Below are 13700 nucleotides of genomic sequence, written 5' to 3' on the forward strand. Positions count from 1 at the left end.
CTATATCGGCAGCCCTGCATCGATAAGAAGCGTTCTTAGCCGGTCTCGTTGGGCAACGTCCCGGAACGGCAGTGCATCGAACGTCGACACGCGAAACGCGGGTGCCAGGCGAAGAAAGGCATCGCGCGCCTGCGTCGCTTCACCGTCATCAACGGCAATACCCGCGCAGATCGCCAATCCGAGCAGGTTGGGCGCCAGGTCGGGCGCCAGGTGGTCGGCTTGACGAAACCATTCGATTGCGCTGTCCGGTCGTCCAGCCATCAAGTAGCCATAGCCCGCGGCGCGACTGTAAAGGTGCACGTAGGGGTCATCCGGGGCGATGTCGATCGCCCGACGCGCGTTTTCAATTCCCGCGTCCGGATCGCCCGAGAAGATCTGTATCTCGCCCAGCACCCACAGCGCCATGTTGTAGTCCGGATTGATCTGAAGCGCCTGTGCTACCGCCACTCTGGCCTCGGAATGCCTGCGGTATCCGTGCAGCAACAAGCCGGCATGGACGGTGTGGATCATGTCAGATCGGTTGTTTAGCCGGGTCGCCTGCTTGATACGCGCCATGGCTTTTTCAAGGACTGGGCCGGGCACAGGGTCGAAGGCATACAGCGCGTTTGCAAGCCCCAGGCCCGCCGCCGCCATGGCGAGCGCCATGAATGCATTTGCATCAAGTTCCAGTGCCTGCTCGGCGATCACACCTGCGCCGTGCCAGCCTTCGTATGTCGGGTTGAAAAAGCTTGCACCAGCCAGCGCCATAAGGTCTTCCAACGACATTTCATCAAGCGGCTGCGCTCTCAGACGTTCGCCATAGTCGGCGGCCACGCGCCTGCGTAGGCTCATGGCCAGACGCGGTGCAAACCGGTCGGCAAAATCGAAGGGGTCCCCGGCGCCGTCGTAGCGGATGGCCCATATCTGGCGCCCCTCATCGACCCGGACAAGTCTGACGCTCAGCCGGCACCGATCTCCGGTTAACCGCACCGCCCCGTCGACGAAGTAGTGCGCCGACTCTTCGTCTTGCACCACCTCGAACCCGGTCAGACGGGCCAGGTGCCGGTAAAGTTCGTCGATCAGAATGCCGCCTGCTTCGTCTTCGACTGAACTGCGGAATGAAAACCCTTTGATGAGCAGCCGCGGCTTGGTCGCCGCACGAAGCGACGGCAGCTTGTCCGGCCACGACCAGACGCGGATCGGGCGCGCAATGTTCTTGAATTTCCGGTTCCCATTGTCGTGGAACCCCTGCGCCTCTGCTTGTGCCAGGCCCACAATCACTGCGTCGGAAACCAGGATCCCACCCGGCACAGCCATTCCCTCGAGGCGCGCGGCGACGTTGACGCAATCACCAAAGACATCTCCGTCCTGGTAGATCAGGTCTCCGTGGTTGATGCCGATGCGGATTTGCAGCAGGTTGGAGTCGGGATTGCCATCTTCGAGCTTTTCCATGGCCCGTTGCGAGGCAATGGCACACGCTACGGCCTGCGCAGCGGATGTGAATTCCGCCAGGACACCGTCGCCCATGGTCTTGAAGATGCGACCGCCATGTTGCTTCACGATCGGCGTGAAGATGCCTTCGTGCCAACCCCGCACCCGATGCAAGGTGCCTTCTTCGTCCGCTCCCATCATGGCGCTGTAGCCTACGATATCGGCTGCCAAAACCGCCGCGCGTCCTCTCTCCAACGCAATTCTCCGGGCCTGCAACTCGCGCTACAATCTTGCATACACATCCTACCTGTCAAAGGCGCAAGAACTGGAAGTTTCACGCTAAGGACTCTGGCGAAACGGGCAAATTCGGGCTCGTAGAGGCCATTCGCTGCGGGAAAGCGTGGAAACCGCATACGAACGGCTGCTCTGGGCTCTTCTGAGACATCTGAGCGTTTCGGTCAGATGTCCGCAAAGCAGCGCTCAGTAGTCTTTCGAGACGACGGGACCGCGTGGCGACGTCCGCGTCGGTGTCCGAACGACCGCTCCTATCAGCACCGGTCATTCACGACTGTTGCTTCCGACGACTGAGATGCGGACGAAGCAAGCCTTTGCGTCAAACGAATTCTAACCGTCATGAGGCCGAGGGTGTCGTTTTTTCCTCTTCTTGCTGAAATCGTCGTCGCGCCCTATCGTCTATTGCCAGACACGAGGGCAAGGAACGATGGTTTCCACTTCAACCTTGCGGGTGTTGGAACCTGCGCCGAACGTACTGGCTTTCTATGACGGCCGTATCAGCGGCACTCGGCTACACTCTGCGGAGTGGAATTGGCTCGACGATGCAGCTTATGCTCTCGGTGTGGCCAGTTACGCGGTCCTCGACGGAAGCGATGCCTTGGTCTACGACACAAATATCTCGATCGATCATGCGCGCTTTGTTCGACAAGAACTAATGCGCCGTGGGGCAACGTCGATAACAGTGGTACTTAGCCATCATCATAAAGACCACGTCGCGGGAACTGAGGTATTCGCAGATTGCCAAATCATCGCAGGACGAAAAAAGGCTGTGGCTTTGGCCCAAAAAAGGGACAGCTATGGCAAGAGTAATCCGCCAATCGCGCCTCTGACCATGCCAACAACTGTATTTGACGGCGATTTGGCGATCCAAGTGGGTTCCGTCACTGTCAAACTTCGACCGTTGGACATCCACAGTCACGACGGAGTTGCTCTTTATCTTCCCGAACAACGGCTCCTCTTGGCCGGTGATGCACTGGAGGACAGTGTGACTTATGTGGCAGAGCCTAACAGGCTGGAGTTCCATCTGAACAAACTTGAACGATTGCTTACCTGGGACATAGCACACATATTACCTTGTCACGGAGACGCCGACAGAATTGCGCGGGGCGGATACGATCCTTCGTTCATAACGGCCACCAAACATTATGTGACGAAGCTTCTGCGGAGCAGGACAGACACCGAGTTAGCGAAGCTCACATTGCTGGAATTTGCAAAAGAAAGCTTCGAGAGCGGTTCGCTCATATACTGCGACGCCTACGAGGCCGTACACAAAAACAATTTGCAATCAGTTCTTGAAAGCTAGTGCAGCGGTTTTTTCTCCAAACAAACGGCCACAATGGGCTCGATGCCGTCATCTGAGCGTTTTGGTCAGATGTCCCAAGTGCCGAACTTTGCGGGCATGACGCCGATCAGCCTCACTGACCGCCGAGTAGCGTCATCAGACCTTCGCTGGGTCAACCGGCTTGAAGTACGCGATCTTCTCGTAGATCACGCCTTCGTCTCCGACTTTAAGTAGGGCTGATCCGCCCACATCCGTGCCGACGAACCGCCACCATGCCCATCGGAGTATATGCCCATCTTGATCTGCGGATAACTCGTCAGAAACCTCGTAGCGACCGGTACCTCCAATCGCCTTCATTCTGTCTTCCCAGCCCAAAAGGTAGCTTGCGAAGCGATCCTTGGTAATCGGCTCGGCAACCAATCCGTCGTACCACAGGTATCCAGGCGCAGCCGCACGCATGGCGCGTTCCGGGTCCATAGACTGAACTCCGGCAAGATACTCTCGCAGGAAGGCCGTTCGCTTTTGGGGATAGCCACTCATGGACCGAAGTCTACATGTCGGCGCCGAAATCTGAAAGAGTCGCCTTCGGGCTCTTCTGAGACATCTGACCGCTTCTGTCAGATGTCCGCAAAGCCGCTTACAGAAGCCTTTCGAGACGACCGAACCGACCGGCGACGTCCGCTTTGGCGCCCGAACGACCGCTTCTCCCAGCACCTGCCATTCGGCACTGAGGCCTCCGACGTCTCAGATGCGGACAATTCAGCCGTTCGCTGCGTGGCGGTGGAAACAGTCGAGCCGCTCGGCTCAGGCTCTGCTAATCCTGCCTTGGTATTGTCAGCGACCTCTCGCATCTTTTTGCACCAAGAGTGGCTTGTCTCTGCGAATAAAGTTAGCGTTCCTTTAAGGGAGGAGGCGTCAGCAATGCTCAACCACGTCATTTTCGGAGTGGGTAAACCGGTCTTGGTGCTACATGGTTCAACTTTGGACCATCGACACGTGATGGAGACTTTGGAGCCGATTTTCGAGAAACTGAACGGATGGAGGCGCATTTATGTGGATATGCCCGGGCACGGCAAAAGTCCGCCAAAAGATGACATTGCCACACAAGATGATCTGCTTGCAGCGGTCTTAGAGTTTTCACGAGACGTGCTTCCCGGCCAGACCTTTGCGATTGTCGGTGAGTCTAGAGGAAGCTACATCGCCCGTGGTATGGTTCACACGAACCCAAAGCGTGTCAGCGGTGTTGCTTTGATTGTTCCTGGTGGCAGCCCAACCGCAGACCCTGCTAGACTGCCTGCACATTCGGTGCTGGAAGTCGACCTGTCTATTCGGGACGATATGACGGATGAAGAAGTTGAACGCTTCGACAACTTCTATGTGGTGCAGCGGCGAGACATCCTTGAGAAAGCCCGTCGCAGCAAATATCCCGCGAGAGCCTTATGGGACCGGAAACAGGCCTCTCGCATCAACAGTGCATTTGACTTCTCGTTTCATGTCGACGGCGAGACGACAACATTTGATGGCCCAAGTCTCATCCTCGCGGGACGGCAGGACAGTATGTCCGGATACTTGGATGCAGTCGACATACTACCGCAGTTCACCCGCTCTACGCTGGCGGTTCTTGACGCGGCTGGACACGGTTTGGCTTGGGAGCGCCCTGACGTTTTCAACTCGCTCTTTTTGGATTGGCTGGAACGAGTAGATCGCTGCTTTTAGGGTGCCATATTCACCTTCACTTTGGGCTCGACGTCGACATCTGCTCGTTTCGGTCAGATGTCCGCAAAGCCGCGTTCAGAAGCCAATCGAGATGACGGGACCGCGCGGCGACCTCCGCTTTAGGGCCTGAACGACCGTTCCTATCAGCACCGGTCATTCATCACGGCTGCTTTCGACGTCTCATATGCGGACAAACCTGCCTGATGCCGGCGCAGCAAGACTTCGCGACAGACGACGACCACATCTCTGTGCCCGTCGCGGCGGCGCGGCACAACTTCCCCGAAGCGGTCATTGAACGCCGCCAAAATGGCCCGAATTGGAACCGGTCGTTTGCCGCACCGGCGTCGGATGTCTCACATGCGGACAATTCAGCCACCCGGCGAAGCCGTAAGATCGCGCAGGTCCCGGTCAGGCAATGACAGTAACCGACGCCCCTTCGGTGACCTCACCGCCTTCCAGGACTTCCGCGTAAACCCCAAGGTCCAGGTGGCCGAAATTCTTCTTCAATGCGACAGGAACATTGAGATCGCGTTCGCCAGTGGCCGGTTTGACCATCGTGGCGGCGCAACGAACCGTGCGCGCAACGACTTTTAGCCGCGCGTCGCCGATTTGCAGCAGCTTGCCGACCCAGTCGAATTCGACCCATTCCGGCATGTCCTGGATATAGAAATTGGACCGGAACCTGATCGGGTCCAGGGTCATGCCCATGGCCCTTTCAAGCGCGCCGATCGTCGCGAGGTTCATCAGCGAGACATATTTGTAAGTTGTCGACCCTGGTTTCTCGCTGGCGTTTGTCAGGGCATGCCCCTTGCCTCCTACGATGCGGAGCTCCACCATCCCGGTGTCCGACAGAAAGCCGCTGATAAAGCGTTCCAACCGCTCCCGTTCTTCCGGGTCGTGCAGAACACCTGCTTCGAGCAGAAGGCCCTCGCGCCAGATTTCCAGCCGATCCTCTTCGGGATCGAACTTCGTACGCAACTCGGCAAGTTTTTCTTCCCGCATCAGCATATAGAACTGCGTCTTTGGCAGGTATTGCGGGATGTCGGGGTCGAACTGGCAGTCGGGTCTCGCCAAGCCGTAGCGGCGATCGTAGGCAAGCACCTCATGTGGCTCCAGCATCACCTGCCGAAGACCCTCGGGGCTGAGACCCTTCACGGGATACCGATAGATGCTCTTGATGCGCATGTGCTCCTGTGCTCTCCCCCGTTTCTGCGCGTACACTCCAAATTCTATTCACACGAAACCACGGCAGTGCGGAAGTGGAGTTTGCATCGTTCACCGACTGCATCCGGCAGTCGCAAATGGTTTCAATCCAGGCTATCGCCGCTGCGCGTCCGATTGGGGCGCTAAGCTCTCGCCTTTAACTCCCTCGCGCGGCAGAGCCTGCATCCAAGGCCACCAAAGTACTTCTTGCGGAGCGAAGTCTAATATCCCGAACCGGCGCGTATTCATCGCTGTTATACCAGTCTGTGAGCGCTGCCATGCTCGGAAACTCAATGACTACCATAAGCCCCGGAGACCATTCCTTGCCGGACTCCAGCACCTCCAGTTCTCCTCCGCGAGAGAGGAAACGCCCGCCGTACTTGGTGATCAGTGGAAGGACCGCGCGCTTATACTCTTGAAAGACTTCAGGGTCTGTAATGGTTTCGTCCGTGATGAGATAGGCGGGCATATGGTGCTCCCTCCCCGCAGTGTGACTCTGTCAGGCGACGATCCAGGGACCCTTCATATTGTAGCTTCCGTACCGTCAAGTTTTCGTCCTACTGACAGTTCTTCCCTAATCGCGGGGTCGTCGTCTAGAAATTGGGGTTCCACGGTCGCTCCAACCGCATCGAAATATCGGCTCACAAAAGCGCGAAACGATGCGGCAAGCGCGATATCGGCGATGTTGAGATCACTGAAACCAAATCCACGCAGTCGCTGTATGTCGACCTCGGTTACCCGTGAGGCGTCTTGGCTGATTTGCGCGGCGTAATCGAGCATCGCAACTTCCTTGTCTGTAAGCCCGGCATTTCTGTGATCTCTGATGATGGCGAGCGTCTTGTCCCGGCCCAGGGCTTGGGACAAGGCCCGAAAATACACGTGAGAGCAGTAGCTCGATGGCACAAATTTTGCGGCTACGAATGTTATCAGTCGGAAATTGAGGATGCCGAGCGAGAACCCGTCGCGGATCTGGTGCAGGAGGTTCTCGATTGGAAGAATGACATCTGGTCGAGCAGACCAGCACTGCGTGGCCTGCATAACAATCCCCATTGAGGCGTTTTCCGCGCTGTACAGTCCTGCGATTTCTCCTGTCGCCTCTTCCGGCTCTACCGTCTTTATGAACATGATCAGCGTCCGCGTACCTCACTTGAATGAGGATACCGAAACCGGAAATTCTCTGCGACGATTCTCTTTGTTCGCTAACGTATCTCTTAGTTCCGGTTCGAGCTCAGAGCAGAAAGCTGGCGACTTCGCTCAGGCTGAGCAGACGATATTCACACGCGAACTTTGGCTCGGCCGACAAAATCGACATTTGCCGGTCGCATTGGAAGCGAAGTTCTGGGCGCAAACTGTATCGTGGCAAGGGTTCAGGTCGCGCGTCTGGCCTGTCGCATGACCTTCGTCCGGACGCTTTCGGACCCAGCTGTTGAGGAAAGACGATGTCCAGGAAGTACATTGTCGACGTGGAAGGCGTGCCAGCGTCTCCTTCGCCGATTAGTAATGCCGTAGTTGTCGGGAACACATGCTGGATAAGTGGGCAACTCTCTGTTGGACCAGACGGTTACGTAGAGGGCACTGCACGTGAGGAAGCCGAAACTGCGTTCGCACACGTGTTCAGGATCGCCGAAGCGGCAGGGTTCAAGCCTACGGATATTGTCTATGTCGATATTGCGTTCTCTGATCTCGGCGACGTCGGCGCAGTCAATGAACTCTACGCTTCGCTGTTTGAAGCCGGACGCCGACCTGCTCGCACCATTTATCAAGCTGCCCGACTACCCTTCGGGGGCAAGATCAAAGTACAGGCGATCGCTTCCAAGGAATGAGTTCCCCCGGCTGGACGTATGCCGCAGTTGGGCGTCCGCTTTGGGCTCCGAGCCGTCATCTGATGTTTTTTGTCGGATGACCGGTTCGGGCTGGACTACAGACATTGATCTATTGGTTCCATCTGTGCAGTCGGAAGCACAAGATTTTCCGTCCACTTTAGAGAATGAAAGCTTCCAACTGCGTGCCATTCAACGTTCATGGCTGGTTACTTGCAGGCGCGTTTGTTGGGATAGCTAGTTAGGTAAGTTCCGTGAAAATCCGAGGTAAGCCGCGTCAATGTGGGGGATTTAGCGGGGGACGCGCTCAATTATTTCGTAAAATTTTCGCAATAAATCAATAACTTATAAAAAAATGGTGGCGGAGGGGATGGGCCTGAAAGACAACCCTCTCCACCTTAAGTTGTTGGTTTTGAAACGTTTTTCTAGACCCTCCGTCCACCATTGACTCAGCGGCCACGCCCTGCATCAGGGCTGCTCGGAGGCTCTAGTTTCCCTTTGAGACGCGTTCCTGAAAGCTCCGCTCGCGCTCCGGCCAAGTGCTCTTAATGTAGGCGATTACCGCGCGAATTTCCGCGTCGCTCAGATCGCCTCCGAACCCCGGCATATCGCTCTTGTAGCCGCCCCCGACGACTGCGGCCGTGCCTTCCTTCACGAGGCGGAACAGCACATCGTCGGGATGATGCCAGGTATGACCGGTCTCGTCGTGCGGCGGGGCGGGCAGACGGCCGTCGGGGCCGGGCGAGCGCCAGTCTGGTTGGCCCTCGAGCTTCGCGCCATGACACGAGGCGCAGGCCTCGGCGTAGACGGCGGCACCACGGGACAGATCAGGCCCCTTCATTCGAGGCCAAGCCAGAGCCACGGCAGCGACAGCAGCGGAAACAGCTGAAATCCAGACCCAAGGGCGCATCATGAACCTCCGTCAAAAAAAAGCCGCACGCCGACACATCGGCGTGCGGCTTCGGCTTACTGCACCTCGATCTCGGTCACTGTCAGCTTGCCATTCACGCGATCTGCGGTGAACCGGATCTGAGTTCCGTCGGACAGGCCTTCGAGCATGGACGGATCTGCGACGACAAACACCATTTTCATTGCCGGCATATCGAGGTTTTCGAGAGGCCCGTGGTCAATCGTGACCTTGTTCCACTGGGTGTCCACCTTGGTCACGGTACCAGTCGCCATCGGGTGTTCCCCGGCCGAAAGCGCGCCGGAAGCCGCGATTGCAGCAATGGCGGCAAAAGACAGAAGTTTCATGTTGGGTTTCTCCGAGGTTCAGTTGACTACAAGCGCGCCATGCATGCCGCCTTCGTAGTGCCCGGGCAGCAGGCACGCGAATTCAAAGGTGCCAGGATTGACGAAGGTCCACAGGATTTCGGCCTCTTGGCCAGGTTCCAGTCTGACGGCATTTGGATCGTCGTGCTCCATTTCAGGAAACCGTGCCATCATTTCTTTATGCTCGGCATTCGCATGCATCGTATCCATGACGAACTCGTGCACTTCTTCTCCTTCGTTCACGATATGCAAGCGCACGGTTTCCCCGACGGAAAAACTCAGTTCCTTCTGGTCGAAGACGTACACGTTCTCATCGTCGTAGTCCTCTTTCATAACAACTTTCACGGTCCGTGTCGGATTAGTTTCGGCGGGTTTGCCAACGGCCATGGCTTTTTCGTGACCGTGGCCGCCGGAATGCGTGCCAACAGCCAGCGCCAAGGTTGGCGCAAGTACAATTGCAAGGGCTGTAAGGGCTGTTTTCATGGGTTGTTCTCCTTTGGTGATCTTTTCTTTCATCCCAAACGGGTGCCACCGCGAGGTGTCAGGATCGTCCGGGGGTTGATGTTGCTCGCATGCTCAGGCAGTTCGCCCGTCCACTCATAGGCTTGGGTGCCAGGAGGGTTCTGGTACCAGCCCGGGTCGGAGTAGTCGTCCGGCGCTATGCCCTCGCGGACCTTCACGACCGAGAACATCCCGCCCATCTCCAACGGGCCATGCGGCCCCCAACCGGCCATCATCGGCACTGTGTTGTGAGGAATCTCCATCGACATCTCGCCCATGTCTGCCATGCCGGCCGTGCCCATGGGCATATAACCTGGTTGCTGGCGGCGGATTTTCTCTGTGACCCGTGTCTTGTTCGCGCCGATGAAGGTCGGGATGTCATGACCCATGGCATTCATCGTGTGGTGCGACTTGTGGCAATGGATCGCCCAGTCGCCTTCATGGATCGCGTCGAATTCGTAAGCCCGCATGGCGCCAACGGGAATGTCGATTGACACTTCCGGCCAGCGCGCACTTTCCGGGACCCAACCGCCGTCAGTGCAGGTCACCTGGAAGTCGTAACCATGCATATGGATGGGGTGGTTGGTCATCGTCAGGTTGCCGCAGCGTACCCGCACCCGATCACCCTTGTTGACCACCAACGGATCAATGTCGGGGAAAATCCGGCTGTTCCATGTCCACAGATTGAAATCCGTCATCTCCATGATCCGAGGAATATAGGTTCCCGGATCGATGTCATATGCGGCCAGAAGAAAGGCAAAGTCCCGGTCCACCGGCATGAAGGCCGGGTCGCGGGGATGCACGATGAACAAACCCATCATGCCCATCGCCATCTGCACCATCTCGTCGGCATGCGGGTGGTACATGAAGGTGCCGGATTTCACGAGGTCGAACTCGTAGACAAACGTTTTTCCCGGCGGAATACCGGGGTGGCTCAGCCCGCCGACGCCATCCATGCCCGAGGGCAGAATCAAGCCGTGCCAATGGACCGAAGTGTGCTCGGGCAAACGGTTGGTGACGTAGATCCGCACCCGTTCACCTTCGACGGCCTCGATGGTTGGTCCGGTCGACTGGCCATTGTATCCCCAGAGGCGGGCGATCATGCCATCAGCCATGATCCGTTCGACGGGTTCGGCTACAAGGTGGAACTCCTTCACATCGCCGTTCATCCGGTATGGCAATGACCAGCCATTCAGGGTCACGACCGGGTTGTAGTCGAACCTGTCGGTCGGACGTGGCGGTACCTGGGTATATGGGCTGTCCGTGAACGCCGCCTCAGGCAGATCCCTGAACCGGGTCTGAGCGGCGCCCGCATTTGCCAGAACAGCGCCGGCACCTGCGGTCAAGCCAGCACCCAGAAGTTGTCTGCGGTTTATCATTCGTCATCTCCCTTTTGGCTACCTGCGCTTGCGGACCCACCCCAGATCGCCGCAGTCACATCGGTTTCGGCCAGCCAGTAGTCCCGTTTCGCCTCGGCTGCGCCAAGCTCTGCTTCAAGCCCGTCACGGGCGTCTTCCAACAGTTCGAACGTGGAGGTGATCATGCCGTTGTAGGATTTCAGGGCCTCCTCATCGATCGTTCGCCTGAGTGGCAGAACGGTGTCACGCCAATGGCGCGCAACCGAATGTTTGCCCGTTACCGCCATATGGGCCGCGCGGGCCTCGGTTCGGGCACCGATAGCCGCTTCGGCCAGCAGGTTCGCTGCCTTCAGATAGGTAAGAGAGCCGCGGCGCGAGATTAACTTGCTGCTGTCATAAAGTGGGATCTCAAAATCAATGACCGGGACGACCGACGTATCGCCGCTGTCACGCTCGATCTCTGCGCCCAACGCAATCTCGAGATCGGAAAACACCCGTGTCTGGCCGGTTAGGCGATACTCGGCCGCGATCGCCTCCAGCTCAAGCCGACCAGCGGCGAGATCGACCCGGTTTTCCAAGGCCAGCCGCTCGATATCCGCGCTGGATCGCGGCTGCCCGGGCAAGCCGGGCAGCGCATCTGGCACATAGAACCTGGCCTGTCCCAAGGACACGCCCATCAGCCGCGCCAGGCGCCCCTTGGCCAGTTCGGCTTCCAGCCTGGCATCAGCAAGCTCCGCGGCGAGCTCGGCATTGAACGCATGTTCGCGTGCCTGGTCCGCTACTCCCAGGGCACCGGTCCTGCCGAGTTCTGTTGCCAGTTCAGAGGCCGCATCGGCGGCGTTCTGTGTGCGGGCGATCAGGGCCGCTGCCTCAAACGCCGCCACGGCTTCGATCCAGGCACGGCGCGTTTCCACGGCCAGCGCAATGGTTTCACCGGCAGCGGCAAGCTGCGCCTGTTCGAAGCGAAGCTCGGCGACCTTGGTTCTGGGCTTCACCGTGGCTGCCTCCACCAAGGCCGTGATCAAGGCAGCTTCAAGGGTTCGAGTAACGTCTCCGGCAAGACCCGTGATCGATACGCCGATTGAAGGTACAGGCCCGATTGCAGTCTCCCAGACGTCGGCAGCAGACAGACCCAGATCGGAATAGGTTGCCTGAAGCCCTCGATTATTCAGCAAGGCGACCTGAACAGCGGTATCCGAACTCACGGTCTTGCCCTGGATCTTGGATAAGGCTCTGGATTCGGCGGCATTGATTTCTGAAGCGTTTAGGTGCCATGCCGGTGTCCCGGCCTGAGCCTGCTGGGTACGGTTGGCTACCACGTCAAGACCCGCACGTGGCGCGCTGACCTCGTTTATGGTGTCCATGTCGGCGCAAGCCGCCAGAACACCGACGAGCGCCAAAGAGGAAACAAGTTTGGTCTTCATGCTCAGTTTCCCGTCTGCGCATCGTTCACGCCGCGCCAGTCCGCGGGCTCGACCACACTGTACCCGCCGTACCGGACCGCCGGGCCTGACGTAACCTGGGAAGACGGGGCCGCAGAGCTGTCACGCTCTGAGCCCAGTGGAAGTGGCTCAAGCGGCGCACACGCCACAATCGCCAGCGGCATGAGAGCCGCAAATAGAATTCTCATAGAAGTTTGACTCGCGTTGGATTGATCGTTTCAGGGCGCGCTAGCGCGTTGCCCTAGGAGAGAAACGATCAAGCACGCGGCGGGCGACGCAGGCCTTCGGGACTGGCCTGTTCCGTCATGGAACGTGCGTACGTTTTGCCATCCGAGATGCGGAAATCTGTCGAAATCTCTGTCCCATGTTGCAGGTCCACGAAAGTGACCGCACAGAAATGAAGCTCGCAGTGGCTATCAGAATGCTGCTTGGGTTCGCCTGCGGCATGATGATCGAGCGATCCTGCCGTAAGGTGTGTGTGCACTGCATGATGATCGAGAACGGCCGAAGACAAAGCGATCATCGACGATGGTTCTTGGCACACCACTCCTGCAACCAATTTCGCAGGATAAAGCAACACAAAGACCGCGAAAAAAGTCGCGACCAAGCAAGCTGCTATTCTGCACATCTTATTCATAAATTTTGGATACATTATTGGGTGTAGGTCAGCAATATAGTTTTGCGTGGCGAGCCATCGTTTTGCGTGGTGAGGCCATCGAAACAACAGCCTGTTTACGCAATGACGCCACACAGGATCTGGATTGTCATCGTTTTGAAGAACGATGTCGTCCTGCAGACCGAGCTTTTCATGGGAACGAGGAATGCGAGCGTTAACTGGCCGGAACCGGCGTGCGGCCAAAAAAGCCTTGGGTTTATTGCCCCTGTAGCGAACAGGTCCTCAGCCGCAGATATGACCACATGGCCGCGCGTCCGCATAGCGCCCATCTCATATCGGTAGTTCGATTTTCCAACGTCATTCATTTTCGTCCCGCACGTTCGCGACCAGGGCCCGCAAATCTTCCACGTCGACGAAATCTGGTACATGCGCATCGCCGGTCACGAAAGACGGTGTTCCGTTGAACCCCAAGGCTTGGCTAAAGCGCTCAGACGTTTCAATGAGCGTCTCGATTTGCAACTCTTTCATATCCCTTCGGAGTTGCTCGAGATCAAGCCCTGCAACTTCGACAATCCGCGTAACCGTTGCTTCCTCGGCCCGGTAGTTCATGCCCATCAAGGCCCAGTGGAATTCTTCGTAAAGCGCTTGGTTGCGAACTGTGGCACAGCGCGGGCAGCGAATGCTGAGCCTTCGCTCCGGATTGGCCACTCGCGATAGACAAGGCTCGGCAAGCTTGCCAACGAGCAGAAGAAGATCGCCGAAAGTTTTCACATGGGCAATTTAGAT

15 protein-coding genes are annotated in these 13700 nt (G+C 57.5%); 3 read left to right on the forward strand and 12 right to left on the reverse strand.

All coding sequences use genetic code 11. The annotated features are described in order from the left end of the window. The gene (locus tag BLT75_RS15385) at nt 1-1641 is read right to left on the reverse strand and encodes an adenylate/guanylate cyclase domain-containing protein (protein WP_143028575.1); all 1641 of its coding nucleotides are present in this window, start codon (nt 1639-1641) and stop codon (nt 1-3) included. 490 nt (nt 1642-2131) lie between these two features. On the opposite strand from BLT75_RS15385, the gene BLT75_RS15390 reads away from it, so the two are divergent. Beyond that, a complete protein-coding gene (locus BLT75_RS15390) occupies nt 2132-3007 on the forward strand; it encodes an MBL fold metallo-hydrolase (protein ID WP_093033564.1) in 876 nt (291 codons plus the stop codon). Between the two features lie 135 nt (nt 3008-3142). On the opposite strand, the gene BLT75_RS15395 is transcribed toward BLT75_RS15390, so the two are convergent. Continuing rightward, a complete protein-coding gene (locus tag BLT75_RS15395; protein ID WP_143028576.1) occupies nt 3143-3463 on the reverse strand; it encodes a hypothetical protein in 321 nt (106 codons plus the stop codon). 444 nt (nt 3464-3907) lie between these two features. Between BLT75_RS15395 and BLT75_RS15400 the strand changes: the two genes are divergently transcribed. After that, nucleotides 3908-4702, forward strand: coding sequence for an alpha/beta fold hydrolase (locus tag BLT75_RS15400; protein ID WP_176828065.1), 795 nt, complete (start codon nt 3908-3910; stop codon nt 4700-4702). A 408-nt stretch (nt 4703-5110) separates the two neighbouring features. Here the strand turns inward: BLT75_RS15400 and BLT75_RS15410 are convergent, their stop codons facing one another. The 3 genes from BLT75_RS15410 to BLT75_RS15420 form a co-directional block, all read right to left on the reverse strand. Further along, nucleotides 5111-5887: an MOSC domain-containing protein gene (locus tag BLT75_RS15410; protein ID WP_093033577.1), complete on the reverse strand. Its 777-nt coding sequence runs from the start codon at nt 5885-5887 to the stop codon at nt 5111-5113. A gap of 175 nt (nt 5888-6062) precedes the next feature. Continuing rightward, entirely contained in the window at nt 6063-6374 is a 312-nt protein-coding gene (locus BLT75_RS15415; RefSeq protein ID WP_093033580.1) for a DUF1330 domain-containing protein, read from the reverse strand. A 53-nt stretch (nt 6375-6427) separates the two neighbouring features. Continuing rightward, complete coding sequence (locus BLT75_RS15420; protein ID WP_093033582.1) at nt 6428-7030, reverse strand: carboxymuconolactone decarboxylase family protein; 603 nt, start codon at nt 7028-7030, stop codon at nt 6428-6430. Between the two features lie 314 nt (nt 7031-7344). Between BLT75_RS15420 and BLT75_RS15425 the strand changes: the two genes are divergently transcribed. Continuing rightward, entirely contained in the window at nt 7345-7728 is a 384-nt protein-coding gene (locus BLT75_RS15425) for a RidA family protein (protein WP_093033585.1), read from the forward strand. A 484-nt stretch (nt 7729-8212) separates the two neighbouring features. Here BLT75_RS15425 and BLT75_RS15430 read toward each other — a convergent pair whose 3' ends face one another. The 7 genes from BLT75_RS15430 to BLT75_RS15460 form a co-directional block, all read right to left on the reverse strand. Next, nucleotides 8213-8635 (reverse strand): c-type cytochrome, encoded by a 423-nt coding sequence (locus BLT75_RS15430; protein WP_425441142.1) that lies wholly within the window; start codon nt 8633-8635, stop codon nt 8213-8215. Between the two features lie 56 nt (nt 8636-8691). Continuing rightward, nucleotides 8692-8979, reverse strand: coding sequence for a copper-binding protein (locus BLT75_RS24645; protein WP_218128939.1), 288 nt, complete (start codon nt 8977-8979; stop codon nt 8692-8694). 18 nt (nt 8980-8997) lie between these two features. Continuing rightward, nucleotides 8998-9480 (reverse strand): cupredoxin domain-containing protein, encoded by a 483-nt coding sequence (locus BLT75_RS24650; protein WP_218128941.1) that lies wholly within the window; start codon nt 9478-9480, stop codon nt 8998-9000. Between the two features lie 29 nt (nt 9481-9509). Further along, nucleotides 9510-10877, reverse strand: a complete 1368-nt coding sequence (locus tag BLT75_RS15440; protein ID WP_093033592.1) for a multicopper oxidase family protein — start codon at nt 10875-10877, stop codon at nt 9510-9512. After that, complete coding sequence (locus tag BLT75_RS15445) at nt 10874-12280, reverse strand: TolC family protein (protein WP_245706548.1); 1407 nt, start codon at nt 12278-12280, stop codon at nt 10874-10876. Before BLT75_RS15445 ends, BLT75_RS15440 begins: the two co-directional genes overlap by 4 nt. A gap of 274 nt (nt 12281-12554) precedes the next feature. After that, nucleotides 12555-12905 carry a hypothetical protein gene (locus tag BLT75_RS15450; protein ID WP_093033595.1) on the reverse strand — a complete coding sequence of 117 codons (351 nt, stop codon included), beginning with the start codon at nt 12903-12905 and terminating at the stop codon, nt 12555-12557. 366 nt (nt 12906-13271) lie between these two features. Further along, nucleotides 13272-13685: a DsbA family protein gene (locus tag BLT75_RS15460; protein WP_245706550.1), complete on the reverse strand. Its 414-nt coding sequence runs from the start codon at nt 13683-13685 to the stop codon at nt 13272-13274. Nucleotides 13686-13700: the final 15 nt, after the last annotated feature.

Origin of the sequence: Ruegeria marina (assembly GCF_900101475.1) — a bacterium.
Lineage (GTDB): Bacteria > Pseudomonadota > Alphaproteobacteria > Rhodobacterales > Rhodobacteraceae > Ruegeria_B > Ruegeria_B marina.

What these genes read in the sequence shown, in the direction of transcription:
- BLT75_RS15390 (WP_093033564.1), top strand. Translation starts at nt 2,132, where the DNA reads ATGGTTTCCACTTCAACCTTGCGGGTGTTGGAACCTGCGCCGAACGTA.
- BLT75_RS15395 (WP_143028576.1), bottom strand. Translation starts at nt 3,463, where the DNA reads ATGGACCCGGAACGCGCCATGCGTGCGGCTGCGCCTGGATACCTGTGG.
- BLT75_RS15400 (WP_176828065.1), top strand. Translation starts at nt 3,908, where the DNA reads ATGCTCAACCACGTCATTTTCGGAGTGGGTAAACCGGTCTTGGTGCTA.
- BLT75_RS15410 (WP_093033577.1), bottom strand. Translation starts at nt 5,887, where the DNA reads ATGCGCATCAAGAGCATCTATCGGTATCCCGTGAAGGGTCTCAGCCCC.
- BLT75_RS15415 (WP_093033580.1), bottom strand. Translation starts at nt 6,374, where the DNA reads ATGCCCGCCTATCTCATCACGGACGAAACCATTACAGACCCTGAAGTC.
- BLT75_RS15420 (WP_093033582.1), bottom strand. Translation starts at nt 7,030, where the DNA reads ATGTTCATAAAGACGGTAGAGCCGGAAGAGGCGACAGGAGAAATCGCA.
- BLT75_RS15425 (WP_093033585.1), top strand. Translation starts at nt 7,345, where the DNA reads ATGTCCAGGAAGTACATTGTCGACGTGGAAGGCGTGCCAGCGTCTCCT.
- BLT75_RS15430 (WP_425441142.1), bottom strand. Translation starts at nt 8,635, where the DNA reads ATGCGCCCTTGGGTCTGGATTTCAGCTGTTTCCGCTGCTGTCGCTGCC.
- BLT75_RS24645 (WP_218128939.1), bottom strand. Translation starts at nt 8,979, where the DNA reads ATGAAACTTCTGTCTTTTGCCGCCATTGCTGCAATCGCGGCTTCCGGC.
- BLT75_RS24650 (WP_218128941.1), bottom strand. Translation starts at nt 9,480, where the DNA reads ATGAAAACAGCCCTTACAGCCCTTGCAATTGTACTTGCGCCAACCTTG.
- BLT75_RS15440 (WP_093033592.1), bottom strand. Translation starts at nt 10,877, where the DNA reads ATGATAAACCGCAGACAACTTCTGGGTGCTGGCTTGACCGCAGGTGCC.
- BLT75_RS15445 (WP_245706548.1), bottom strand. Translation starts at nt 12,280, where the DNA reads ATGAAGACCAAACTTGTTTCCTCTTTGGCGCTCGTCGGTGTTCTGGCG.